The organism is Mesorhizobium sp. M1066 (genome assembly GCF_040318635.1).
Taxonomy (GTDB): domain Bacteria; phylum Pseudomonadota; class Alphaproteobacteria; order Rhizobiales; family Rhizobiaceae; genus Mesorhizobium.
In genome coordinates this window covers 155,549-178,299 of record NZ_JAMYMR010000007.1, presented here as the reverse complement: position 1 = coordinate 178,299, position 22,751 = coordinate 155,549, and the positions used below count along the sequence as shown (strand labels likewise).

Sequence of the window (22,751 nt, the reverse complement as noted above, 5' to 3'; positions counted from 1 at the left end):
CCGCCGAAGCATGACGTCTCGCCGCTTGCCGGGAAATACCAGAAGCCTAGAAAGCCTCATGATTTCTTAACCAATTTTCATCGCATTTGCTTGAGGACTTCAATGTTATGACCGCGACGACCGGAAAACCCGGATGAAGAGGCGGCAACCTTGGAAATGGCCAACGATATCGTCTACAAGGTTCTTGACCGGATTTCCGGCGCCGGCCTGCTGGCGACCGGACTTCTGTTGCTGACTGCTTTGGTCAGCGCCCTGGTCGCCTATTGGCGCACCGTCGAGAAAAAGAGCTGGAAAGAGTTCTTCGAGTTCGCGGTCCCGCACGAGGTCATCACGCATCCTTCGGCGAAAGCCGACCTTTTGTTCTGGGTGACGCGGAAGGCGCTGATGCCATTCCTCATGCTGCCCGCCGGCGTCGTCTTCGTCAGCGCCGTCGGTTATGCGACGAACTGGTTGCTTTCCACGCTGCTGGCAATCCAGCCGCCCCTGATCGAAGGGCCGGCAGGGCCGGTGACGGTGACGATCTTCACCATCACCATGCTGCTTGCCTACGACATCTCGTATTATCTCTATCACGTCGCCCAGCACCGCTACCCGGTGCTCTGGGAACTGCACAAGGTCCACCATTCGGCCGAGGTGATGGTTGGCATCACCAAGGATCGCGTCCACCCGCTGGACGAATTGATGAACCGGGCCTGGGACGGTGTGATTCCCGGCATCTGCTTCGGCATCTGGTCGCTGGTGTCGCTGAACCTCGTCGAGCTGACGGTCTTCGGCGTCAACGTCTACATCATACGCAACATCCTGATGATGGATTTCGTCAGGCACACGCATTTCAAGATCTCGTTTGGACCGTTGAACAATCTGATCCTGTGCCCGCACTGGCATCAGTTGCACCACAGCACCGACCCGCGCCACTACGACAAGAACTTCGGGCTGCTCTTCTCGTTCTGGGATCGGCTCTTCGGAACTCTGTGCGTCCCGAGACCCGACGAGGACTTCAAGTTCGGTTTGATCGAACGCAACGTGCGCGACTACCAGTCGCTCGCAGGCCTTTATGTCCTGCCGCTGAAGCGGATGTGGCGGCAGATCGCCAGACATTTCCGCACCGACAAGCCCGAGCCACAGCAATCGCCGCAAGGGGGCAAGCCATGAACGGACCCGCTGTGTTCCGGATGCCGCGAACGCACCGGATCGAAATTGCAACCTCGCCAGCGCGGCTGGCAGAAATCGCACCCGCCTGGGCAGCGCTCTGGCAACGCGCCGGCGGCCTCGTTTTCCAGCATCCCGACTGGATCTCGGCCTGGTGGCACACCACACCGCATCAGGACCACCGCGGCCTCAGGATCGGCCTGGTCTGGAGCGGCGAGCGCCTCGAGGCCGTCATTGCGCTCGCGACCTTCTGGCGCTCGGGCATCCGTATGCTGGAGTGGGCGGCGAAGGATCACTGCGACTATGGCGATGTCCTGCTTGCTCCCGATGCCGAGCCACAGATCCTGCCGCAACTCTGGCAACATATCCTCGACGATGGCGGCTTCGATCTTGCCTACCTCAATCGTCTGTTGCCCGATGCCCGATTTCGGACCCTGCTCGGTCCCGCCGCCCCAGGCCAAGACAATATCTTGCAGCCAAGCCACCGCAGCGAGGTCAGCTATCGAGTTTCCGGCGCCGGGCAACGCGGCGCACAATGGTTTGAAAGCCAGTCGAAGAAAACCCGGCAAAACTATCGCCGTGGCTACAAATTCATGGAGGAAGGCGGCGCGCTGCGTTTCCGCCTGATGGATGCGCACGAAGCCCGCGAGCCGGTGCTGGAGCGCGTCGCGGCGCTGAAGCGGGTATGGCTTGCAAAACACGGCCGCGTTTCGGACCTCTTCGACGAAGGTTCCCCCGCGCTGGCGGCACTCATATCCGTTCTGGCCAAGCTTGGATTGCTGCGCATCTTCGTGCTCGAACGCGAAGACGAGATCATCGCCATCTCGATCAATTTCGAGCAGCATGGAACGATGATGGCTTTCGTCACCACCTATGATCCGGCCTTCGAACGGGCCTCGCCGGGCATGGTCTTGATGATGGACTACATCCAGTGGTCGTTTGACCGGGGCTTGACCACGATCGATTTTCTCTGCGGCGGCGAGGATTTCAAGCGCCGCTTTGCGACGCATTCGGTGACGTTGTCGTCAGTGGTGGGTGGACGAAACCTGCGCGGACGCCTAGCCGCCCTGGCAGACCGCGCCCGCCACACGGCGCAATCCTGGCGCCCCGACAAATCGGCGCAGCAAGCGGAGTTGGTGGCGGCAGAGTAGCATTGCCGACGCCTTCTTAGATCACCCGCACAGCGGCAAGCACGATGAAACGATCGGGCAATCCCGATCAAGGCTTGCTGCTCTCCAGCTCAGAATACGCTTCGCGGAACCGGACGCTCGACGGCTGGAGACAACCCATCCTCACGCCCTCCTGAAGCTTGCTCGCGTGCAGGCTCGATGGCAACCGCAGGCGCGGGAACAGGGGCCGGCAGAACCACCAATTGCGGTACCTGCTTGAATGAAAAGCCGCCGCGGATGTCGCCCATCTTGCCGGCGATGATGCCCATCGCCGCCTTTTCGAGGCTGCGATCATAGCGCGTTTCGGCTGTGGCCGGCGCGACGATGACGGCGCAAAGCGCTGCACCGCACAGAAGCGTTTTCATTGTTGTTGTCTCCCTGCCTGATCACGATCTAGCAGGGCGCATTGAAAAACGGCCAACAGACACGGTAAGCAAAGCGCCAAACGTCAGCGTAAACAACGCGTTAAGATCGTTGGCCGGCAAACCGATGCAAGTCATTGAGACTTTGATTCAGGCGCTCTGGGCGTGGACTGTGTGCCCGAGTGCCACGAACACGGTGCGCACGATGCCGGCAGCATCGAGCCCGGCATCGGCATACATCTTTTCCGGCTTGGCATGATCGGTGAACGCGTCGGGCAGCACCAGCGGACGCACCTTCAGGCCGCTTTCCAGCAGGCCCTCATGGGCAAGGAACTGCAGCACGTGGCTGGCGAAGCCGCCGACGGCGCCCTCCTCCACCGTCACCAGAACCTCATGCGAGCGGGCCAGCCGCCGGATCAGATCCTGGTCGAGCGGCTTGGCGAAACGGGCGTCGGCGACCGTGGTGGACAGCCCGGCAGCACCTAGCTCCTCCGCGGCGATCAGGCAATCCTGCAGCCGCGTGCCGAAGGACAGCAATGCAACCTTGGTGCCCTCCTTGACGATGCGGCCCTTGCCGATTTCGAGAACCGAGCCGCGCTCCGGCATGTCGACGCCGACGCCGTTGCCACGCGGATAGCGGAAGGCGATCGGGCCCTCATCATAGCTTGCCGCAGTGCGTACCATGTGACGCAGCTCCGCCTCGTCCGCGGCCGCCATCACCACGAAACCCGGCAGTGTCGCCAGGAAGGTGGTGTCGAAGGCGCCGCAATGGGTGGCGCCATCGGCGCCGACGAAGCCGGCCCGGTCGATGGGAAAGCGCACGGGCAATTTCTGGATGGCGACGTCGTGGACGACCTGGTCGTAAGCGCGCTGCAGGAAGGTGGAATAGATGGCCGCGAACGGCTTGTAGCCTTCGGTGGCAAGGCCCGCCGCGAAGGTCACCGCGTGCTGTTCGGCGATGCCGACATCGAAGGTGCGCGACGGGAACGCTTCACCGAACAGGTCGAGGCCGGTACCGCTCGGCATGGCTGCGGTGACGGCGACGATACGGTCGTCCTCGCGGCCCTCCTGGACCAGGCTTTCGGCGAACACCTTGGTGTAGGCCGGTGCGTTGGCCGGCGCCTTGGCCTGCGCGCCGGTGATGACGTCGAACTTGTTGACGCCGTGATATTTGTCGGCGGCGGCTTCGGCCGGCGCATAGCCCTTGCCCTTCTGGGTGACGACATGGATTAGCACCGGGCCTTCGCCATTGTCGCGGACATTTTTCAGGACCGGGATCAGATGCTCCAGATTGTGGCCGTCTATCGGGCCGATGTGATAGAAGCCGAGTTCCTCGAACAGCGTGCCGCCGGTGACGTAGCCGCGTGCATGCTCGACCGCCCTTGTGATCGCACGATCCGCGCGCTTGCCGAGATAGGACGTCAGTTTCTTGCCGAAATCGCGCAAGCCGATATAGGCCTTGCCGGAGGCCAGCCGCGCCAGATAGGCGCTCATCGCGCCGGTCGGCGGCGCGATCGACATGTCGTTGTCGTTGAGAATGACGATCAGCCGTGCATCGAGCGCGCCGGCATTGTTCATCGCCTCATAAGCCATGCCGGCAGACATGGCACCGTCGCCGATGACGGCAATGACGTTGTTGCGGCCGCCGGAGAGATCGCGGGCGGCGGCCATGCCGAGGCCGGCAGATATCGACGTCGAGGAGTGGGCGGCACCGAAGGGATCGTACTCGCTTTCGGCGCGGCGGGTGAAGCCGGACAGGCCGCCTTCCTGGCGCAGCGTGCGGATACGGTCGCGGCGGCCGGTCAGGATCTTGTGCGGATAGGCCTGGTGGCCGACATCCCAGATCAGCCGGTCGTCGGGGGTGTTGAAGACATAATGCAGCGCCACTGTCAGCTCGACCACGCCAAGCCCGGCGCCAAGATGACCACCGGTGCGGGACACGGCGTCGACCAGCTCGGCGCGAAGCTCGGACGCCAATTGCGGCAGTTCACTTTCGGCAAGCGTGCGCAGGTCGGCCGGGATGCGGACCTTGTCGAGAAGCGGCGTATGCGGCGTTGCGTTCACGGTGCTCGGGCCTTTCGGTTGATGGGCGAATAGGCCGCCGGCCGGCGAAAGTAAATGCGTGTCAGTGACGCGGATCAGGCCCTAGTCTTTTGTCTATGCATTTCGTTCTGCCACTTTTGGGTGACAGGGCATCAGCTTTCCGGCAGCGGAATAAACTCTTCCTCGTCTCCGGGAACGATGTCGAAGCGGCCCCTCTTCCATTCCTCTTTCGCCTGTTCGATGCGCTCCTTGGACGACGAGACGAAATTCCACCAGATGTAACGCTTCGAACCAAGAGAGGCGCCGCCGAACAGCATGAAATGCGCCCCGGTCTGCGACGACACGACGATCTCGTCACCGGGACGGAACACCAGCAGCCGTTCGGCTGGGAACACATCACCCGAAATCGACACCTCGCCCTCCAGCGTATAAATGGCGCGCTCTTCTGCATCGGCAGGGATTTTCACGCTGGCGCCGGGCGCCAGGCGCAGGTCGGCGTAGAGCGTCTCCGAGTCGGCCCTGACCGGAGACCGCAGTCCCTGGAAATCGCCGATGATGAGGCGCCCGTTGACGCCTTCGGCTTCGATCTCGGGAAGCCGAAGCGCTGCGGTATTCTCGAAAACCGGAGCCACCTCTTCCTTGTCGTCCGGCAGAGCCAGCCATGTCTGCAGGCCGGATACCGACATCGGCGCGCCACGCAGTTCCTCCGGCGTACGCTCCGAATGGACGATGCCGCGGCCGGCGGTCATCAAATTCACGTCGCCGGGCTGAATGACCATTTCGGTGCCGAGTGAATCGCGGTGCCGGATCTTGCCGTCGAACAGATAGGTGACCGTCGACAGGCCGATATGCGGATGCGGGCGGACGTCGAGCGCCTGGCCGGCGCGCAGGATCGCCGGCCCCATGCGGTCGAAGAAGATGAACGGCCCGACCAGCCGCCTCTTGGCGGTCGGCAGGGCACGGCGCACCTGAAAACCACCTATGTCCTTGGCGTTCGGGATGACCATCAATTCGATCTGATCGCTGGCGAAGGCATCGCCTGCCTCAGGGTCTTTCCCGGGGAAGAAGCTCATGGACTCTCCTTGTCGGTGGTCGAAGGCCGCTTGGCCGCATCAGGCAAAGCGGATGGCTGCCTTTGCCCGCAGCTTGGCCGCCACCTCTTCGCGATTACGCGGATGCTGATGGGTTTCCAGGGAATCGAGCAGTTCGCGCGCCGAGGCCGCGATGGCTTCGACGGCATGGTCGAAGGCGTGCTGATTCTGCTTCGAGGGTCGCGTCGTTCCGCTCAGCTTGCGGACGAACTGAAGGGCCGCGTCGCGCACCTCGTCATTGGTTGCCGGCGGATCAAAGTTGAACAGGGTCTTGATGTTTCTGCACATCGCTTCCGTATCTCCTCTTGTCCTTGAGCTGTTTCAATCGGGACGAGTTATATCCTCGATCATGATCATGTCCAAAAACCGGTGAGGCGAGGCCATCGTCGGACCGGGCCTCAATCCGCGTCGAGTGGCTCCGTTCCGACCGGCTTGCCGTCACGCGACAGCCTGATCTTCTCGACCTTGTCCTCGGCGGCCTTCAGCAGCCGGTCGCAATGCGCCTTCAGCGCCTCGCCACGTTCATAGATCCTGATCGACTGGTCGAGCGGCACATCGCCACGCTCCAGATCATCGACGATCTTCTCCAGCGCATCGAGTGCCTGCTCGAAGCTCATCGCCTTGACGTCTTCGTTGGTCTCATCGGCCATCATTCATCCTTTCATCAGTCGCCCGACATGGGCGGCGACCGAAAATGCCAATCCCTGCAGATCGTAGCCGCCCTCGAGCAGGCTGACGAGCCGGTTGCCGCTGTGGCGTGCCGCGCGCTGCATCAGCTGGCCGGTCGCCCAGTCGAAATCATCCTCGGTCAGATTGATCTCGGCCAGCGGATCGCGATGGTGCGCGTCGAACCCCGCCGAAATGATGATCAGATCGGGCGCGAAATTGTCGAGCGCGGGCAGGACGCGCGACAGGAAGGCATCGCGAAACACTTCGCTGCCGGTCTGCGGCGCCAGCGGTGCGTTGACGATGTTGCCGGCGCCCGTTTCGGTCTTCGCTCCGGTGCCGGGATAAAGCGGCATCTGGTGGGTCGAGCAATAGAGCACCGACGGATCGTCCCAGAAAATATCCTGCGTGCCATTGCCGTGATGCACGTCCCAGTCGACGACGGCAACGCGCTCGACACCGTGTTTCTTCTGCGCATAACGCGCCGCGATCGCCGCCGTGTTGAACAGGCAAAAGCCCATCGCCGTGGTCTTTTCGGCATGATGGCCGGGCGGCCGCGCGGCGACGAAGACGTTGTCGGCGCGGCCCGAAAAGACATCATCGACGGCGGCGTTGGCGGCGCCGATCGCGGTGATCGCCGCTTGCCAGCTCTTCGGGCTGGCAGTGGTGTCGGCATCGATGCGGGCAATCCCCTCGTCGGGGATGGCGGCGCGCACGCGGGCGACGAAATCGGCGGGATGCGCGTAGAGGATGGTGGCCTCGTCGCCTTCGGGCGCCTGGATACGATCGAGCCCGGCAAAGGCTTCGTCGTCGAGCACGCGCTCGATGGCGCGTAAGCGGTCGGGCCGCTCGGGATGTCCGGGCGGCGTGAGATGCTCGAGGAAGATCGGATGGGTGTAGAGACGGGTGGTCATCGTCCTAATCTAGTGACCCGGATCGACAAAGGCCATGCACGGGCGGCCGATGACTGGGGAAAATCGCGACTGCGTCCATTCGCGTCGCCGCAGGCATTGGCCCCGCGGGCGCTTCGGCGTAAGGTCCCTGGTACTGCCTGGTGCCCGCCGCAAGCGGGAGAATCGGGAACACGGTTGAATCCCGTGGCGTGCCCAACGCTGTGAGGGGGACCGCGCCGGTAAATGCCACTGTCGATGACGGGAAGGCACCGGACGCGGGTTGATCCCGAGCCAGAAGACCGGCCTGGCAGGCATTGTCATCCGCGTGGTCAGGCGGATGGCATCAGAGCGACGTGCGTCTACTTGGACGCACAAAGTACGCTCTGTCAGTTTTGAATCTGCAATCGCAGGGGGACAAGCGATGCCGGAACACATGACCGCTGCCATTGACGATGGATTTGACCAGGATGCGCGCGATGCGGTCTATCGCGCCATGTTCACGCGGCGCGACGTGCGCAGCCATTTCCTGCCCACCGCGATCGATGACGACGTGCTGGCACGGCTGCTGCTTGCCGCCCATCACGCGCCATCGGTCGGCTTCATGCAGCCATGGAATTTCATTGTCACTCGCGATGTCAAACGACGGGCGGAGGTGCGCGACCTGTTCCTGGCCGCGCGCGAGCAGGAACTGCCGGCGATCGAGGCGGAAAAACAGGCGCTCTATCGCAAGCTCAAGCTGGAAGGCATCTGCGAGAGCGCGCTCAACATCTGCATCACCTGCGACCGGCAGCGCTCGAAGGGTTCGCCGCTGGGACGCTGGCACAATCCGGAGATGGATCTCTACAGCACCGTCTGCGCGGTGCAGAATTTCTGGCTGGCCGCGCGTGCCGAGGGTGTTGGTGTCGGCTGGGTCAGCATCATCGAGGCTGAGGCGCTGAAGCGGCTGTTGGCCATTCCGGACCACGTAACGCCGATCGCCTATCTCTGCGTCGGCCGTGTTTCCGAGTTCGCTCCCAAACCGGACCTTGAAACGCATGGCTGGGGACGGCGGCTGCCGCTGCCGGAGCTGATCATGAGCGAGACCTTTTCCGGGCAAGGCGAGACACAGCTCAAATCCGCCGTGGCGCGCCTCAACACCGTTTCTGCCGCACCAGACACCACCCGCCCAGCCGATCAGGGTGTGGCGCCGGCCGTATCCCAGCGCGAACCGCCGAAGGAGGCGAGCGACTTGTCCTTGAGCTCCCTGAACTTCGACGACGCCTCGGCCAGCCGGGCGTCCCAGGCCGGATCCGGCACCTGGCCCGCGATGGTCTTGAAATAGACCTGCATCAAGCAGGCGATGGCGAAGGGTTCAATGAACGCCGCCTTGAATGCCCAGGCGAAGACGATGGCGAGCACAAAAGCCCAGCCGGCGAGCTGGCCAGGCATCAGGAACAGCATCGCACCAGCAGGCGCCAGCATGATCAGAAAGAGGATGAACGACATGCCCCACATGATGACCGCCAGCCAGACAGCGTTCTTGACCATGACCTTGCCGTTCTGGGCATAGAGCACTATGCCTTGGCGCGCCGTCTCGAAGGGCGAGGCTGAATTGATGCGGATGTTATAGCCGAGGATGATCTCGTCGACATAGGTCAGCGACAGGCGGATCACCGTGTTGATGAAGGAGACCAGGCCGCTCAGGCCCGGTATCGGCAGGAAGGCGGCGATACCGCCGAGCAGGCCGGTGATGGCACGGATGGCACCCTTGACGAGTTGGTCGACGACGAAAAGGATGTTGGCTTCGGCAAAACGCTGGGTGACGACATCCCTGGCGTAGGCGATCTGGTCCTGACCGCCGGGAATGTCGCGGCCGTCGATCAGATGAACCATGACGGCGATGTGGCCGGCCTTGACGATATAGAGGATGTATTCGCGGATCCAGTAGCCGCGATCGAGACGATGCCGAACCCGACCACGCCGCCCCCCAGGGCAAAGGACATGGGCCCGTCGGGATCGGTGGAGATATGGCCGACACCATAGCCGACCGAGGCACCGGTGCCGGTCGCCATGATGTAGGCCAACGTGATGCCGAAATAGACGATCATGCGAAAGACGATGAACGGCCAGGTCCGCATCATGATGGACACCGACCGGCCGATCTCGAAATCCCACATGTGCCCCGAATCTCCGCCTCAGAGATGGTGGAAGAGGATGGACTCAACCCGGCGATTGTCAATTGCCGGCCCCCGACGCCGAAGGGCGACGAATTCGGGGTAACGGGTTGGTTCGGAGCCCGCCAGCGCGTTGGCGCGTTGGCTGACGGAGCATCAAACGAAAACCCGCCTGTGCGGCGGGTCACTGGCGCAAATCAGCACCATAGACGAATATATACCTTAGCTGAGGGCATGGTGTCAAGAAAAAATTCCTATCGTGAACAGCTGCCGGCACGAAAGCTCCGTGAGAACTTCAATTCGACTGCGGATTCGGCTTCTTGAGCAGGCCTTCGAGCAGTTGCTTGAACGCCGTCACCACCTTCTTCGACGTCGCTTCGGGGTCGTTCGAATTGGCGATCCGTTGCGCCGCCTGGCTGCTCGCTCCGTTGATCAGTCGCGAGGCCGTTTCGGGGTCGAGGCTGGAGACAACGACCCCCTCCTCCTGCAGCGCGGTCAGATGGTCGGTCATTGAAGCGATGCACGCACTGGCATTCGGCCATTGCGCTGGATCCCCCAGCACGGCCGGGCCATCGCGGAACATGATGCGCTGGATTTCCGGCTCCAGCGCCATCTCGATATAGGTGGAGCACTCGTCGACGAAATGTTGCCAGCGGGTCGGTGCTCTCGACGCGACCTCATTGATGCGCGCCGCCATCTCGCCGTCAATCTGGGCTATGACCGCCTGCAGCAGCCCCTTCTTGTCGCCGAAATGATGATAGAGCGCGCCGCGCGTCAGCCCGGCCGAAGCGGTGAAATCATCCATCGAGGCTTCCGCATAGCCTGTTGTGCCGAAGGCATGACGGGCCGCCGCAATAAGCTTTGCGCGCGTCTCGGCGATCATCTCCTTGCGGGGTCTGTGCATGCCTCTGGCCCTATTCACATACGCAACGTATGCCAATTGACATACGCGACGTATGCTCTATCTAATAATCATACGCTCCGTATGTAATTGTCCAATCGTCCTTTGTCGAGGAACCAACAGATGCAAAATCCTTACGCGGAAATCTTTCGTGCCCCCGGCGCCAAGGGCTTTGCCGCCGCCGGCTTCATGGCGCGCCTGCCGATCGCCATGGCGCCCATCGGCATCGTGGCGATGCTGTCGCAGACGCGTGGCGAATACTGGCTGGCCGGAGCCGTCTCGGCGACATACGCGCTGGCCAACGCCTTCGTCGCGCCGCAGATATCGAGACTGGTGGACCGCCTGGGCCAGACACGAATCGTGGTGCCCACCACCATCATCGCGGTGCTGGCTTTCGCGATCCTGATAGCGGCGGCCAACCAGGACTGGCCGGTGTGGACGCTGTTCGTGTCGGCACTGCTGGCGGCCGCCATGCCCAGCATCCCGGCAATGGTGCGCGCACGCTGGACCGAGATTTTCCGGGGGCGGCCGCAGATGAACACCGCATTCGCCTTCGAGTCCGTGGCCGATGAACTGGTCTATATCGCCGGGGCATCGCTGTCGGTCGGCCTCAGTGCTGCTCTGTTCCCGGAAGCCGGTGTTCTGGTGAGCACATTATTTCTCGCATTCGGATCAGCGGCCTTCATCCTGCAACGCTCGACGGAGCCGCAAGTGCGGCCGGTGGACCATGGCTCAAGCGGCTCGGCGATCCGCCTGCGGCCGGTTCAGATCATCACGCTTGCCCTGATCTTCGTCGGCGCAACCTTCGCGACGACGGAAGTGACCACCGTGGCGATTACCAAGGAGCTTGGCCAGCCGGGCGCCGCCAGCCTTGTCATCGGCGTTTATGCGCTGGGATCGTTCGTGCTTGGCATCATCGTCGGCGCGCTCAGCCTGAAGGCGCCGCTGCAACGCCAGCTCGCCATCGCAGTCGCCCTCGTCGCGCTCGGCACGCTGTTGCCGCTCGCCGCCGACACCGTGCCGCTGCTGGCGCTGACCGTGTTCATCAGCGGTGTGGCGATCTCGCCGACCTTCATCACGGCCTTCGGCCTGATCGAGCGGCATGTGCCGGAAGCGATGCTGACCGAAGGCATCACCTGGGTCATGACCGGCATCGGCATCGGCATGGCGCTGGGCTCTTTTGCCGCCGGCGCGGTGGTGGATGCGTTCGGTTCACAGAACGGGTTCTGGGTGTCGGTTGCTTCAGGCACCATCGCCCTGGCCACGGTGCTGCTTGGCCAGCGCAGCCTTGCCACGACTGAGTGCGAGATGGACGGATGTGAAGCGGCCGCGATTGCCGCGGAATAATCAGATAGCGCCCGGTTTCGAGCCGGGCGCTAGCTGCCTAGAGGATCTCGGTCTTGGCGATGTGGATGCCAAAACCTTCGAGGCCGACATAGTGGCGTTCGCGCGAGGCGATCAGGTTGATCGAGGAGATGCCGAGATCCTTGAGGATCTGCGCGCCGAGCCCGATCTCGCGCCACTCGTTTTCGCGGCGGCGAGCCTCTTCGTGATCCTCGCGGTCGCCGCTTGCCGGTCGTTTGCGCTCCTGATGCGCAACACCCACGGAACCTTCTCTGAGATAGACGATGACGCCGCGCCTGCGCTCGCCCATTGCCTTCATGATGGCGTCGAGCCGGTGGCTGGTGCCGAAGACATCGGTCACCACATCCTCGGAATGCAGACGCACCGGGACCTCCTCGCCGTCGCGGATGTCGCCGAAGACTATCGCGACGTGATGCATGGAGTCCCACGGCAGCGTGTAGGTGAAGACCTGTGCCTTGCCGCCGAGCGTGTCGATTTCCGAGCACGCGACGCGTTCGACCAGAGTTTCCTTGCGCTGCCGGTAGGCGATGAGGTCGGCGACCGAAACCTGCTTCAGCCCATGCTCCTCGGCGAAGGCCTGCACCTGCGGGCCGCGCTTGACGGTGCCGTCATCATTGACCAGCTCGGAAATGACGCCGACCGGCGGCAGGCCGGCGAGCTTGCACAGGTCGACGGCGGCTTCGGTATGGCCGGAGCGCATCAGCACGCCGCCTTCGCGCGCAATCAAAGGGAAGATGTGGCCGGGCCGGACGAAATCCGAGCCGCCGACATTGCCGTTGGCAAGATTGCGAACGGTCAAAGTGCGATCTTCGGCCGAGATGCCCGTGGTGGTGCCATGCTTGAAATCGACGCTGACGGTGAAAGCCGTGGTGTGGGCGGAATCGTTGTCGGCGACCATCGGCGCAAGGTTAAGCCGCTTGGCTTCTTCGCGCGGCATCGGCGTGCAGACGATGCCGGACGTGTGGCGAACGATGAACGCCATTTTTTCGGGCGTGCAGTGGACGGCGGCGACGATCAGGTCGCCCTCGTTCTCGCGCCCGTCATCATCCATGACGACGACGATCTCGCCGCGTTCGAAAGCACGCAGGGCTTCGACGATTTTTTTCTGGTCGTAAGGCATGGGTACTCGCTTCGCTCGCAGGGGAATAAGGGAGTAGGGCAGTACGGGAGTAGGGAAAAGCAAAAAGATTTGGCCGGCCGGGCTAAGAGCGCAACATATTCCCCTATTCCCCTATTCCCCTATTCCCTTCCCGTCTGTCCCCGATGCCGCAGATAATGATCGGCGATAGCACAGGCAACCATTGCTTCGCCGATCGGCACGGCGCGGATGCCGACGCATGGATCGTGGCGGCCCTTGGTCATGATCTCGACGTCCTTGCCGTCCTTGTCGATCGACTTTCGCGGCGTCAGGATCGACGAGGTCGGCTTGACGGCGAAACGGGCGACGATCGCCTGGCCGGTCGAGATGCCGCCAAGGATGCCGCCGGCATTGTTGGACAGGAACACCGGCTTGCCGTCGTTGCCGATGCGCATCTCGTCGGCATTCTGTTCACCGGTGATGCGGGCGGCCTCGAAGCCGTTGCCGATCTCGACGCCCTTGACCGCGTTGATCGACATCAGGCCGGAGGCGATGTCCTGGTCGAGCTTGGCATAGATCGGCGCGCCAAGGCCGGCTGGAACGCCGTCGGCGACGATTTCGATCACCGCCCCGACCGAGGAGCCCGCCTTGCGGATGCCGTCGAGATATCTAGTGAAGACCGGAACGGAAGCCGGATCGGGGGTGAAGAACGGATTTTCGGCATCGCCGATGAAATTCCAGTTCCAGTTGGCGCGATCGATGGATTTTTCGCCCATCGACACCAGCGCGCCGCGCACCACCACGCCGGGCACCACCTTGCGCGCCAAGGCACCGGCCGCCACCCTGGCTGCCGTCTCGCGGGCCGAGGAGCGGCCGCCGCCGCGATAATCGCGCACGCCGTATTTGACGTCATAGGTGTAGTCGGCATGGCCGGGCCGGTATTGGCGGGCGATCTCGCCATAGTCCTTCGAGCGCTGGTCGACATTCTCGATCAGCATCGACACCGGCGTGCCGGTGGTGATCATCGTCTCGCCGTCCTCGTCGAAGATGAAGCCGGACAGGATCTTGACCTCGTCTGGTTCGCGACGCTGCGTCACGAAACGTGATTGCCCCGGCCGGCGCTTGTCGAGTTCGGCCTGGATGTCGGCTCGAGTGAAGCGGATGCCGGGCGGACAGCCGTCGACCACGCAGCCGAGGGCGGCGCCATGGCTTTCACCCCAGGTGGTGACGCGAAAAAGGTGGCCGAACGTGTTGTGAGACATGGAGAGTGCCCTGCCCGGCAGCGGAGCCGGCTGAAGCCTGTCTTCTATTGGCGTTTTTCGCAGTGGTCAAACTGTCATCCCAGCCGTTTAAGTTTTGACACATTCGGCTGTTTTCTGCTTTCTTCCATCCGCCGTTGAGTATCCGCCGCCACCGTGCCGGTGCAATGATAAGAGGAACGATTATGCGTACCCTGATTGGCGCCATTGCCGCCACGCTGCTGCTTTCCACCGCCGCTTTCGCCGGCCAGACCGAAGGCCTGATCAAGAAGATCGACAAGGACACGGCGACGCTGACGCTGGATGACGGCAAGTCCTACAAGCTGAACGCCGAGACCGATCTCGACGCGCTGAAGCCGGGCATGGACATCGTCATCGCCTACGATGTAACCAATGGTGAAAACATCGTCACCGACATGGAACTGCCGGACAGCTCTGCCAACTAGAGCTTCCAGTAAAAATCGGGCGGTGGCTCGCCCTCAGAGGTGGGCTTACAGCCATTCCAGGCTCTTGCCTTCAAGCTTGAGCAGACGATCCTGCGGTATCTCCAGGTTCGCCGCCTCGGCCTCGGCAATGCCCAGCACAAAGCGAAACAGGGTCCGCATGACGCCGCCATGAGTCACGCAGATCGACTGGCGGTCGATCGCGTCGAAGCATGGCCTCACCCGTTCGAGCAGCATCTGATAGCTCTCGGCGCCTTCGCCGGGGGGCTGAAAGTTCCACTTGTCCAGAGCCCGCGTCATGCTCGCTCCGGGATACCGTGTCTCGAGTTCGGGAAAGGTAAATCCCTGCCAGTCGCCGAAATTGACCTCGACGAGGCGCGGATCGGTTCGATAGGCACCCGGATCGAGCTTCATCGCAGCGCGAATACGCTGCATCGTTTCGCGCGTCCGTTTCATCGGACTGGCGAGGAAATCGAATTCCCAGGGATTTGGGACCAACGCGGCTAGCCGAAGCCCGTTTCCGGTCGCCTGCTCGCGGCCAAGAGCGTTGAGATCGGTGTCGGCCTGCCCCTGAAGCCGCATTTCGGCGTTCCACGCGGTCTGGCCGTGGCGCGCGATATAAACCAGCGGGTACATCAGGTCTTCCGGTGCGGGATCGGGACGGACGACGGTTGGCCGGGTGTTAGTCCTTGACCGTCGAAATATCAGGCGCGTCGACCGCCTTCATGCCGACGACGTGGTAGCCCGAATCGACGTGATGCACTTCACCGGTGACGCCGCGCGACAGGTCGGACAGGAAATAGACGCCGGAATCGCCGACTTCCTCCTGCGTCACCGTCTGCTTCAGCGGCGAATTGTACTCGTTCCACTTCAGGATGTAGCGGAAATCGCCGATGCCGGAGGCCGCAAGCGTCTTGATCGGGCCGGCCGAAATGGCGTTGACGCGGATCTTCTTGGCGCCGAGGTCGACCGCCAGGTAGCGCACGCTGGCCTCGAGCGCCGCCTTGGCGACACCCATGACGTTGTAGTGCGGCATGACCTTTTCGGCACCGTAGTAGGTCAGCGTCAGCAACGAGCCGCCATTGGTCATCAGCGCCTCGGCGCGCTTGGCAATGGTGGTGAAGGAATAGACCGAAATGTCCATGGTGCGCAGGAAATTGTCGCGCGTCGTCTCGACATAACGGCCGGTCAGCTCGTCCTTGTCGGAGAAGGCGATGGCATGGACGAGGAAATCAAGCTTGCCCCAATGTTTGGCGACATTGGCGAAAACCTCGTCCAGGCTCGCCGGATCGGTGACGTCGCAATGGCCGGCGACAAAGGCACCCAGTTCCGCCGCCAGTGGCTCGACGCGCTTCTTGAACGCCTCGCCCTGATAGGTCAGCGCGATCTCGGCGCCATGGTCGACGCACGACTTGGCGATGCCATAGGCGATCGACCTGTTGTTGGCGACGCCAAGAATGAGGCCGCGCTTGCCGGCCATTAGGCCCTGTCCACCCGCCATGTGAGCGCTCTCCGCAAGATTTCAGCTTTGTGGGTTGCCCTATCGCACAGGCACAGAGCCCCTTCAAGCGCTCAAAACGGACAGTTCAGGGGACAAAAGCCGCCGATCAGCCTTTTTGGCTGCGCAACAGCGCTTCGAGCGCGCTATCACCGCCTTCCGGCAGCATGATGCGCACGTGAGCGTAGAGATCGCCGTGACCGCCGGCCTTTTCCGGCAGGCCCCTGCCCTTCAGCCGCAGGACCTTGTCGGAGCTCGACCAGGCAGGAATGTTGACCGCAAGCCTGCCGGTCGGCGTCTCGACCGGCACCTTGGCGCCGAGCACCGCATCCGCCAGCGCCACCGGCAGATCGGCGTGCAGGTCGCGGCCCTCGATGCGGTAGCGTGGATGGCGGCGCAGATGGATCTTGACCAGCGCGTCGCCCGGCTGGCCCGGCCCCTGCTCGCCTTGGCCCTTGAGGCGGATGGTCTGGCCATCCTCGACATAGGCCGGCAGCTTGACCGCCACCTTGCGGCCGTCGGGGAACATCGCCGTGACCTTTTCGGCGGTCGCCGCTTCCTCGATGGTGACATCGAGCGTGACGTTCAGATCGGCTGCTGTCGCCTGCTGGCGGCGATCGCCCGTTCCGGGACCGCGCGCACCCGAAAAAGTGTCGCCAAAAATCTGGCTGAAGATGTCGCTGTTGCCGTCGAACGGATCGCCACCGGGTCGGCCGGAGCGGAATTCGAACCGCGAACCGCCCGGACCTTGCTGCCGGCGGAACCCGCCGAAGGGATCGCCGCCACCGGCAGCGCCCTCAAAGCCCTGGAATCTCGGCTTGCCGTCGGCATCGATCTCGCCGCGATCGAAAGCGGCGCGATTTTTTTCGTCGCCGACGATCTCGTAGGCCTGGTTGGCCGCGGCAAAACGGTCCTTCGCCTTGGGATCATTCGGATTCTGGTCCGGATGATGCTTCTTGGCGAGTTTCCGATACGCCGATTTTATGTCCTTGGCCGATGCGTTCCTGGCAACGCCCAGCACCTCATAGGGGTCGCGCATGCTTACTGCCCTGGAGAAGAGTTGAGTCTCTGGTTGCCTCCTATATGCGCTCGCATAGGAAGAAATTCCAGTGCTGGAGCCGCATATCAGACGCGGAAAATCAGAGCCGGCCCGATCGACATGCGGATCAGGCTCAGAGTGCCTTGAAGTCCTGCATGCGCCAGCCGCCGGCGCTGGCCAGGCACAGTTCGCCTTCGAACATGGCAACGCCGTCAAAGCTTTCGCGCGAGGCCTTGAAGCGGCGGCAGGTCTGGCCGTTGTCCTTCAATTCCGCCAGATCGGTGATGGTACCGCGCGAGCCGGTGCCGGCATTGGCCCATGGGACGGCCTGCCCGCCGAGTTGCTCGATGTCGGCCGAGGAGACTGCATTGCCGATCGTCGTCTGGTCGGAGTCGCGATCCAAATTGGCCGGCGCGGCCGAGGCCGACGTGCTGCTGGTCAGAATCGAACGGTCGACTTCGGCTTTTTCCAGGCTGAAGCCGCCGGCGCCACACGCGGCAAGCGGCAAGGCGACCGCCACGATCGCGGCTTTCGCGCTGGCCGAAGCGATAACGCTCCATTGCCTGCTGTCAAAAGCTTGCGCGATACGCGACAATCGGCAGCCTCCCCCTTGCTTCGTAAAGAATCTTGGTTTTGTAAGAATCTTGGCTTTGTGACAATTTGAGAAAAACTATGAGTGACACTGAGTTAACAAGCGGTGACTTTACCGAGGCTGCCGAGCCGTTTCGCCTCTTTGCCGCATGGCTGGACGACGCCACGAAAAGCGAGCCGAACGACCCCAACGGCGTGGCTCTGGCGACCGTCGATGCCGACGGCATGCCGGATGTGCGTATGGTGTTGCTCAAGGGGTTCGATGAAGGCGGGTTTGTCTTCTACACGAATTTCGAGAGCGCCAAGGGCCAGGAGATTCTTGGCAGCATGAAGGCGGCGATGTGTTTCCATTGGAAGTCGCTGCGCCGCCAGGTGCGCATTCGCGGACCGGTGGAGATCGTCAGCGACGCCGAAGCCGACGCCTATTACGCGACGCGGCCACGCGGCAGCCGCATCGGCGCCTGGGCCTCGAAACAGTCGCGACCGCTGGAAAGCCGCTTTGCGCTGGAAAAGGCGGTGGCAGAATACACGGCACGCTATCCGATCGGCGAGATCCCCCGGCCAAAGCACTGGTCCGGCTTCCGAATCGTGCCGAGCACCATCGAGTTCTGGCACGACAGGCCGTTCCGCCTGCACGACCGGCTCGTTTTTACGCGCAGTGCGAAGGACGGCTGGGACAAGACACGGCTTTATCCCTGAGGCTCAGGCCTTCTTTCTCGTCATGAACGCGGTGAGCGCGGCGCGGGCCTCATCCGATTTCAGGCGCTCGCGAAAATGCTCGCTTTCCTCGCCGATGCGGGCGAGGAGATCATCGCGCGAGCCGCGCATCAGGTCGCGCGCGATCTTCAGCGCCTGCGGCGGCTTGGCCGCGATCTGCCCGGCCGCCGCCAGCACCGAGGCCTCCAGCGCTGCTTCCTCGACCACCTCGTAGATCAGGCCGGCGGCCTTCGCCCGTTCAGCCGAAAAGCCTTCGCCGAGGCCGAGCAGCGCGAAGGCACCCTGCTGCCCGAGGATGCGCGGTGCCAGCAGGCTCGATCCCGCCTCAGGCACCAGGCCAAGGTCGACGAAAGGCGTCCTGAACACGGTGCGTGGCGTGGCGAAGGTCAGGTCGCAATGCAAATTGAGCGTGGTGCCGATGCCGACCGCGATGCCGTCGACGCCGGAGACCATGGGCTTCTCGACCTTGGCCAGCGCCATCAGGAAATCCCAGACTTCTGTGCCGCCGTCGCCGCCGGTGGCGACGACCATGAAATCGGCAAGGTCGTTGCCGGAGGAGAAAGCGCCGGGCACGCCGAGGAAGACATGGACGCGGATCGCGGGATCGGCGTCGCCTTCAGCCAGGGTTTTTGACATTTTCGCATACATGGCGCGCGTCAAGGCGTTCTTCTTGTCGGGCCGGTTCATGCGGATGATCTGGATGGCGCCCTGGCGCTCGACGAGGATGTGGTCTGTCACGGCTTTTTCCTTGTGAAACGTCAGGCGGAGACGAGCGTCTTGCCGGCAGCGGCGAGGCTTTCGGCGCCATCGATGACGCGCGCCCTCAAGGCGCTGACCTCGCCGAGCAGGTTTTCGGCAAAGAAACGGCAAAGCGCCATGCGGTTGTGATCGGCAAGAGCACCGCGCGCCAGATAGGCGCCGCCGGCGGCAAGTGAGATCAGCCTGAGATAGGGCGTGGCGCCTGCCAGCGCCTCTTCCGACCGGCCATCGGCCGTCAGTTTTTGCAGGAAGCGGGTCGCTTCGCTGAGATCGCCAAGTGCCGCGTCGAGGGCGTCGGCGGTGCGGCCGAAACCCTGCAGGTTCGACGTCCGCACCGCTCCGGCCACATCAGCCAGTTCGGCGATGTAACCATGCACATGGCCGCCACCGCCGAGCGGCAGCTTGCGCATCACCAGATCGATCGCCTGGATACCGTTGGTGCCCTCGTAGATCGGCGCGATGCGCGCGTCACGATAGAAGGCGGCCGCTCCCGTCTCCTCGATGAAGCCCATGCCGCCATGAACCTGGAGGCCGAGCGAGGCAACCTCGACGCCGATATCGGTCGAGAACGCCTTGGCCAGCGGCGTCAGCAGATTGGCGCGGTCGCGCCAGTGTGCCGCCTCGTCACCGGCGGAAACACGGGCCATGTCGATGGCGTGGGCACAGGAATAGCTGATGGCGCGTGCGGTTTGGGTCAGCGCCTTCATGGTCAGCAGGTTACGCTGGACATCGGGGTGATGGACGATAGGCGCCATACCCGTGCCAGTGTAGCTCGCGGCCTTGCCCTGCCGGCGCTCATTGGCATAGGCGATCGCCTTCTGCGTTGCGGCTTCCGCGACCGCTACCCCCTGCATGCCGACACAAAGCCGCGCATTGTTCATCATGGTGAACATGCAGGCTAGCCCCTTGTTCTCCTCGCCGATCAGCCAGCCGACGGCGCCGGGTTCGGCACCTTCGAAGCCGTCGCCATAGATCATGGTGCAGGTCGGTGAGGCATGGATGCCGAGTTTATGCTCAAGTCCGGAACAGAAGACGTCGTTGCGCGCGCCAAGCGCGCCATCGTCGCCGACCAGGAATTTCGGCACCAGGAACAACGATATGCCGCGCGTGCCGGCCGGCGCGTCGGGCAGCCGCGCCAGCACCAGATGGATGATGTTGTCGGTGAAATCGTGCTCGCCATAGGTGATGAAGATTTTTTGGCCGAAGATGCGGTAGCTGCCGTCACCCGCCGGCTCGGCGCGGGCGCGCAAGGCGGCGAGGTCCGAACCGGCTTGCGGCTCGGTCAGGTTCATCGTGCCCATCCAGTCGCCGGAGACGAGCTTTTCGAGATATTTGGCCTTGAGGTCGTCGGAGGCGTGTTTGTCGAGCGCCTCGACCGCGCCCATGGTCAGCGTCGGGCCGATGCCGAAGGCCATGGCGGCGGAGTTCCACATTTCGAGCGCGGCCACGCCGAGCATGGTCGGCAGCGCCTGGCCGCCATATTCCGCAGGCCCGGAGAGCGCGTTCCAGCCGCCATCGATCCAGCGGCGATAGAGTTCCTTCCAGCCGGGCGGCGTGGTGACGGCGGCGCCCTTCAGCACCGCACCCTGCCGATCGCCGATCGTGTAGAGCGGTGCGACCTCTTCGGTGGCGAAACGGCCGGCCTCACCCAGAACGGCATCGACCAGATCCTCGCCGAGATCGCCGAAGGTGCCGGCATCGAGCGCCGATTTCATGCCGGCCACGTGCTTGAGCGTGAAGGCGATATCCTCGACCGGTGCCCTATACATGCCGCTCACTCCTCCTGATGCATCGGCCCGCCCAACCCTAGAGCCGGTGCCGCTGCAAAACCATCCGCCGTATCAGCGGTCCCCCATCTTCTTTTTACGTAAACGTCAAATTTTGTCACGCGGATTTTGCAATCGCGGCGGCGCGTATTAAGTTCAACCCACGCCGGATCAAGACGACCGGCGATGGAATCAGAACCAGCCAACCGGAACCGCCCATGCTTGCCAGACCCGACGCTTACCGCTGCATCGAATGCGGCCTGCCCTATCGAGCGGAGGGGTTCTGCTACCATGGGGGCAGACTGGACCACGGTGCCGCCTACTGGTCGGATCGCGGCATATTGTGCTCGCCGCAATGCTCGCTCGCCCACCACCGCAAACGCGCCGCCGAAGGCACGTTGCGGCAAGAGCCGGCGCCGGACCCGTTTGAATTCTAGCAGCTGATGCGTCGCCAGCTTTTCTGAGGCCAGCCCCCCGAAAGCACTTCCTTAACCATAGCCGTTCAGGATTTGTCTTTGATCAACGGGGATTCCCTGTTTTGAAAAGGACGGCGCGCCTATTTCGCCGCTTGAAGAGTGTCGTACCGACGCCCTTCAAGCCTCTGTTTCCTGCGCATGTCGTTGCCCCAAAACCGCTGCACACTTTTGGCCGGCATGCGCTGGCGCTCCTCGCTCTTGCGGCGACGATGGCGCTTTCGACGGCGGCAACGGCCTCGGATTTTTCCGAGCCGTGGAAGAACGCCGACCGCGCTCTGGTCGTCGATGCCTACGAATACAATTCCATCGACTGGGCCCAGCTCGCCACCGACAAGCGGATCGTCGGCTTCATCAACAAGGCCTCCGACGGCATGCCGCCGCCCTATTTCTGCCTGGGCAACGACATTGAGGTGAAGCTTTGCAAGGCGCTGTGGAAACGTCATGCGGTGACGCGCGAACTGTTCCAGACGCGCCGGGTGGTGGCCAAGGCACTTGGCCTGAAATGGGGCGCCTATCACCTTGCCCGCCCCGGCAATCCGGTCGAGCAGGCCAATAATTTCCTCGATTTCGCCGAACCAGCGCCGGACGATCTCATGGCCCTCGACATCGAGGGCAATGATCCTTCGCAATGGATGTCGCTGGACGATGCCGAGGAGTTCGTCCGCCAGGTGCATCGGCGCATCGGCCGTTTCCCGGTGCTGTACACCAACGGCAAGACAGCCCAGTACATTGCCGACAACAGCTACAGATACCGGCTCCTGTCGCGGCTGCCGCTCTGGTATGCGCGTTACAAGTCCGACATCGACGTGCATTTTCCGATGGGCAACTGGCAAGGCTACGCGCTGTGGCAGTTTTCCGCGCAAGCCAATTGCGGCCGATTCCGCTGCCCCTACAGGGTTGCCGGCACGCCCAACGACATCGACGTCAACGTCGCGCCGACGGACGCCGCCACGCTGCGCGCGCAATGGCCGTTCGGTGGGCTTATCGACGTGCCGCCGGACTATCTGGCCTCGATACCGCTACCGGTCTCACGCGAGGCCGGCCTTGCCGGCAATGTCACCATCACCTATGCGTCTGTGGCCGCGCCGCCGACTTTCGAGGACATGGTTGCAGCGTTGGGCACACGCTGGTCCCGTTTCCGCGACGGCTTCCGCATGCCAGTCGTGAAGACGGTGCCGCGACGGCCAGGCTTCGGCATTGTCCAATATGTCGCCTGGAAGCGGACCGAACGGCGTTCGCCCGCACAACTCGACGCTGCCTTTGCCTTGTCCGATCCGCTCAGCACCGCTTCCACCGAACTCGATCGCGGCCAGCGGTGAGCCAACGCGGAACT

At 63.1% G+C, this 22,751-nt stretch carries 22 protein-coding genes, 2 pseudogenes and 1 riboswitch; of the genes and pseudogenes, 8 read left to right on the top strand and 16 right to left on the bottom strand.

Annotated elements, in window-relative coordinates:
• Positions 1 to 156 precede the first annotated feature (156 nt).
• Both NKH52_RS13160 and NKH52_RS13155 read left to right on the top strand, forming a co-directional pair.
• Positions 157 to 1,152 carry a sterol desaturase family protein gene (locus NKH52_RS13160; RefSeq protein ID WP_352734665.1) on the top strand — a complete coding sequence of 332 codons (996 nt, stop codon included), beginning with the start codon at positions 157 to 159 and terminating at the stop codon, positions 1,150 to 1,152.
• Positions 1,149 to 2,300, top strand: a complete 1,152-nt coding sequence (locus NKH52_RS13155) for a GNAT family N-acetyltransferase (RefSeq protein ID WP_352734559.1) — start codon at positions 1,149 to 1,151, stop codon at positions 2,298 to 2,300. The genes NKH52_RS13160 and NKH52_RS13155 overlap by 4 nt, the downstream gene beginning before the upstream one ends.
• Before the next feature lie 89 nt (positions 2,301 to 2,389).
• Here the strand turns inward: NKH52_RS13155 and NKH52_RS13150 are convergent, their stop codons facing one another.
• The 6 genes from NKH52_RS13150 to NKH52_RS13125 all read right to left on the bottom strand — a co-directional run bounded on the left by NKH52_RS13150 (position 2,390) and on the right by NKH52_RS13125 (position 7,394).
• Entirely contained in the window at positions 2,390 to 2,683 is a 294-nt protein-coding gene (locus NKH52_RS13150; protein WP_127290872.1) for a hypothetical protein, read from the bottom strand.
• Positions 2,684 to 2,830: 147 nt separating this feature from the next.
• Complete coding sequence (dxs, locus tag NKH52_RS13145) at positions 2,831 to 4,744, bottom strand: 1-deoxy-D-xylulose-5-phosphate synthase (protein WP_352734562.1); 1,914 nt, start codon at positions 4,742 to 4,744, stop codon at positions 2,831 to 2,833.
• A 131-nt stretch (positions 4,745 to 4,875) separates the two neighbouring features.
• Entirely contained in the window at positions 4,876 to 5,796 is a 921-nt protein-coding gene (locus NKH52_RS13140; RefSeq protein ID WP_352734564.1) for a pirin family protein, read from the bottom strand.
• Between the two features lie 39 nt (positions 5,797 to 5,835).
• Positions 5,836 to 6,102: a DUF2277 domain-containing protein gene (locus NKH52_RS13135; RefSeq protein WP_027035955.1), complete on the bottom strand. Its 267-nt coding sequence runs from the start codon at positions 6,100 to 6,102 to the stop codon at positions 5,836 to 5,838.
• A 110-nt stretch (positions 6,103 to 6,212) separates the two neighbouring features.
• Entirely contained in the window at positions 6,213 to 6,464 is a 252-nt protein-coding gene (locus tag NKH52_RS13130) for an exodeoxyribonuclease VII small subunit (protein ID WP_023808624.1), read from the bottom strand.
• Between the two features lie 3 nt (positions 6,465 to 6,467).
• Positions 6,468 to 7,394: a histone deacetylase family protein gene (locus tag NKH52_RS13125; protein WP_127290880.1), complete on the bottom strand. Its 927-nt coding sequence runs from the start codon at positions 7,392 to 7,394 to the stop codon at positions 6,468 to 6,470.
• Between the two features lie 121 nt (positions 7,395 to 7,515).
• A riboswitch (cobalamin riboswitch) is annotated at positions 7,516 to 7,695 on the top strand.
• Between the two features lie 15 nt (positions 7,696 to 7,710).
• On the opposite strand from NKH52_RS13125, the pseudogene bluB reads away from it, so the two are divergent.
• Positions 7,711 to 8,424: pseudogene (gene bluB, locus NKH52_RS13120) on the top strand (5,6-dimethylbenzimidazole synthase); the annotation flags it as partial.
• Between the two features lie 122 nt (positions 8,425 to 8,546).
• Here the strand turns inward: bluB and NKH52_RS13115 are convergent.
• Together NKH52_RS13115 and NKH52_RS13110 are read right to left on the bottom strand one after the other, a co-directional pair.
• A pseudogene (locus NKH52_RS13115) lies at positions 8,547 to 9,529 on the bottom strand (hypothetical protein).
• A gap of 292 nt (positions 9,530 to 9,821) precedes the next feature.
• Entirely contained in the window at positions 9,822 to 10,430 is a 609-nt protein-coding gene (locus tag NKH52_RS13110) for a TetR/AcrR family transcriptional regulator (protein WP_352734566.1), read from the bottom strand.
• A 120-nt stretch (positions 10,431 to 10,550) separates the two neighbouring features.
• Here NKH52_RS13110 and NKH52_RS13105 point away from each other — a divergent pair, with 120 nt between their 5' ends.
• A complete protein-coding gene (locus NKH52_RS13105) occupies positions 10,551 to 11,774 on the top strand; it encodes an MFS transporter (protein ID WP_352734568.1) in 1,224 nt (407 codons plus the stop codon).
• A gap of 37 nt (positions 11,775 to 11,811) precedes the next feature.
• Here the strand turns inward: NKH52_RS13105 and ribB are convergent, their stop codons facing one another.
• Positions 11,812 to 12,912: a 3,4-dihydroxy-2-butanone-4-phosphate synthase gene (gene ribB, locus NKH52_RS13100; RefSeq protein ID WP_127268178.1), complete on the bottom strand. Its 1,101-nt coding sequence runs from the start codon at positions 12,910 to 12,912 to the stop codon at positions 11,812 to 11,814.
• Between the two features lie 119 nt (positions 12,913 to 13,031).
• The gene (gene aroC / locus NKH52_RS13095; RefSeq protein ID WP_352734570.1) at positions 13,032 to 14,132 is read right to left on the bottom strand and encodes a chorismate synthase; all 1,101 of its coding nucleotides are present in this window, start codon (positions 14,130 to 14,132) and stop codon (positions 13,032 to 13,034) included.
• A 182-nt stretch (positions 14,133 to 14,314) separates the two neighbouring features.
• Between aroC and NKH52_RS13090 the strand changes: the two genes are divergently transcribed.
• Positions 14,315 to 14,575, top strand: a complete 261-nt coding sequence (locus tag NKH52_RS13090; protein ID WP_027035965.1) for a DUF1344 domain-containing protein — start codon at positions 14,315 to 14,317, stop codon at positions 14,573 to 14,575.
• A 45-nt stretch (positions 14,576 to 14,620) separates the two neighbouring features.
• Here NKH52_RS13090 and NKH52_RS13085 read toward each other — a convergent pair whose 3' ends face one another.
• From NKH52_RS13085 to NKH52_RS13070, 4 genes are all read right to left on the bottom strand, one after another.
• On the bottom strand, positions 14,621 to 15,208 hold the full coding sequence (locus tag NKH52_RS13085) for a histidine phosphatase family protein (protein ID WP_023808633.1): 588 nt from the start codon (positions 15,206 to 15,208) through the stop codon (positions 14,621 to 14,623).
• Positions 15,209 to 15,254: 46 nt separating this feature from the next.
• A complete protein-coding gene (gene fabI / locus NKH52_RS13080; RefSeq protein WP_023808634.1) occupies positions 15,255 to 16,073 on the bottom strand; it encodes an enoyl-ACP reductase FabI in 819 nt (272 codons plus the stop codon).
• A gap of 106 nt (positions 16,074 to 16,179) precedes the next feature.
• The gene (locus tag NKH52_RS13075) at positions 16,180 to 17,109 is read right to left on the bottom strand and encodes a DnaJ C-terminal domain-containing protein (protein WP_023808635.1); all 930 of its coding nucleotides are present in this window, start codon (positions 17,107 to 17,109) and stop codon (positions 16,180 to 16,182) included.
• A gap of 133 nt (positions 17,110 to 17,242) precedes the next feature.
• Positions 17,243 to 17,704, bottom strand: coding sequence for an RT0821/Lpp0805 family surface protein (locus NKH52_RS13070; RefSeq protein WP_352439988.1), 462 nt, complete (start codon positions 17,702 to 17,704; stop codon positions 17,243 to 17,245).
• Between the two features lie 77 nt (positions 17,705 to 17,781).
• Between NKH52_RS13070 and pdxH the strand changes: the two genes are divergently transcribed.
• A complete protein-coding gene (gene pdxH, locus NKH52_RS13065) occupies positions 17,782 to 18,399 on the top strand; it encodes a pyridoxamine 5'-phosphate oxidase (protein WP_352734573.1) in 618 nt (205 codons plus the stop codon).
• Between the two features lie 3 nt (positions 18,400 to 18,402).
• Here pdxH and NKH52_RS13060 read toward each other — a convergent pair whose 3' ends face one another.
• Positions 18,403 to 19,155 (bottom strand): crotonase/enoyl-CoA hydratase family protein, encoded by a 753-nt coding sequence (locus NKH52_RS13060; protein ID WP_352734575.1) that lies wholly within the window; start codon positions 19,153 to 19,155, stop codon positions 18,403 to 18,405.
• Between the two features lie 20 nt (positions 19,156 to 19,175).
• Positions 19,176 to 20,945: an acyl-CoA dehydrogenase family protein gene (locus tag NKH52_RS13055; RefSeq protein ID WP_352734577.1), complete on the bottom strand. Its 1,770-nt coding sequence runs from the start codon at positions 20,943 to 20,945 to the stop codon at positions 19,176 to 19,178.
• A 215-nt stretch (positions 20,946 to 21,160) separates the two neighbouring features.
• Here NKH52_RS13055 and NKH52_RS13050 point away from each other — a divergent pair, with 215 nt between their 5' ends.
• Both NKH52_RS13050 and NKH52_RS13045 read left to right on the top strand, forming a co-directional pair.
• Complete coding sequence (locus NKH52_RS13050) at positions 21,161 to 21,379, top strand: hypothetical protein (protein WP_013532811.1); 219 nt, start codon at positions 21,161 to 21,163, stop codon at positions 21,377 to 21,379.
• 248 nt (positions 21,380 to 21,627) lie between these two features.
• Positions 21,628 to 22,737 carry a glycoside hydrolase family 25 protein gene (locus NKH52_RS13045; protein ID WP_352734667.1) on the top strand — a complete coding sequence of 370 codons (1,110 nt, stop codon included), beginning with the start codon at positions 21,628 to 21,630 and terminating at the stop codon, positions 22,735 to 22,737.
• Positions 22,738 to 22,751 lie beyond the last annotated feature (14 nt).

Bases quoted from the DNA above. Each gene is read 5' to 3' on its own strand.
- NKH52_RS13160 (WP_352734665.1), top strand. From the start codon at position 157: ATGGCCAACGATATCGTCTACAAGGTTCTTGACCGGATTTCCGGCGCC.
- NKH52_RS13155 (WP_352734559.1), top strand. From the start codon at position 1,149: ATGAACGGACCCGCTGTGTTCCGGATGCCGCGAACGCACCGGATCGAA.
- NKH52_RS13150 (WP_127290872.1), bottom strand. From the start codon at position 2,683: ATGAAAACGCTTCTGTGCGGTGCAGCGCTTTGCGCCGTCATCGTCGCG.
- NKH52_RS13140 (WP_352734564.1), bottom strand. From the start codon at position 5,796: ATGAGCTTCTTCCCCGGGAAAGACCCTGAGGCAGGCGATGCCTTCGCC.
- NKH52_RS13135 (WP_027035955.1), bottom strand. From the start codon at position 6,102: ATGTGCAGAAACATCAAGACCCTGTTCAACTTTGATCCGCCGGCAACC.
- NKH52_RS13130 (WP_023808624.1), bottom strand. From the start codon at position 6,464: ATGGCCGATGAGACCAACGAAGACGTCAAGGCGATGAGCTTCGAGCAG.
- NKH52_RS13125 (WP_127290880.1), bottom strand. From the start codon at position 7,394: ATGACCACCCGTCTCTACACCCATCCGATCTTCCTCGAGCATCTCACG.
- NKH52_RS13110 (WP_352734566.1), bottom strand. From the start codon at position 10,430: ATGCACAGACCCCGCAAGGAGATGATCGCCGAGACGCGCGCAAAGCTT.
- NKH52_RS13105 (WP_352734568.1), top strand. From the start codon at position 10,551: ATGCAAAATCCTTACGCGGAAATCTTTCGTGCCCCCGGCGCCAAGGGC.
- ribB (WP_127268178.1), bottom strand. From the start codon at position 12,912: ATGCCTTACGACCAGAAAAAAATCGTCGAAGCCCTGCGTGCTTTCGAA.
- aroC (WP_352734570.1), bottom strand. From the start codon at position 14,132: ATGTCTCACAACACGTTCGGCCACCTTTTTCGCGTCACCACCTGGGGT.
- NKH52_RS13090 (WP_027035965.1), top strand. From the start codon at position 14,315: ATGCGTACCCTGATTGGCGCCATTGCCGCCACGCTGCTGCTTTCCACC.
- NKH52_RS13085 (WP_023808633.1), bottom strand. From the start codon at position 15,208: ATGTACCCGCTGGTTTATATCGCGCGCCACGGCCAGACCGCGTGGAAC.
- fabI (WP_023808634.1), bottom strand. From the start codon at position 16,073: ATGGCGGGTGGACAGGGCCTAATGGCCGGCAAGCGCGGCCTCATTCTT.
- NKH52_RS13075 (WP_023808635.1), bottom strand. From the start codon at position 17,109: ATGCGCGACCCCTATGAGGTGCTGGGCGTTGCCAGGAACGCATCGGCC.
- pdxH (WP_352734573.1), top strand. From the start codon at position 17,782: ATGAGTGACACTGAGTTAACAAGCGGTGACTTTACCGAGGCTGCCGAG.
- NKH52_RS13055 (WP_352734577.1), bottom strand. From the start codon at position 20,945: ATGTATAGGGCACCGGTCGAGGATATCGCCTTCACGCTCAAGCACGTG.
- NKH52_RS13050 (WP_013532811.1), top strand. From the start codon at position 21,161: ATGCTTGCCAGACCCGACGCTTACCGCTGCATCGAATGCGGCCTGCCC.
- NKH52_RS13045 (WP_352734667.1), top strand. From the start codon at position 21,628: ATGGCGCTTTCGACGGCGGCAACGGCCTCGGATTTTTCCGAGCCGTGG.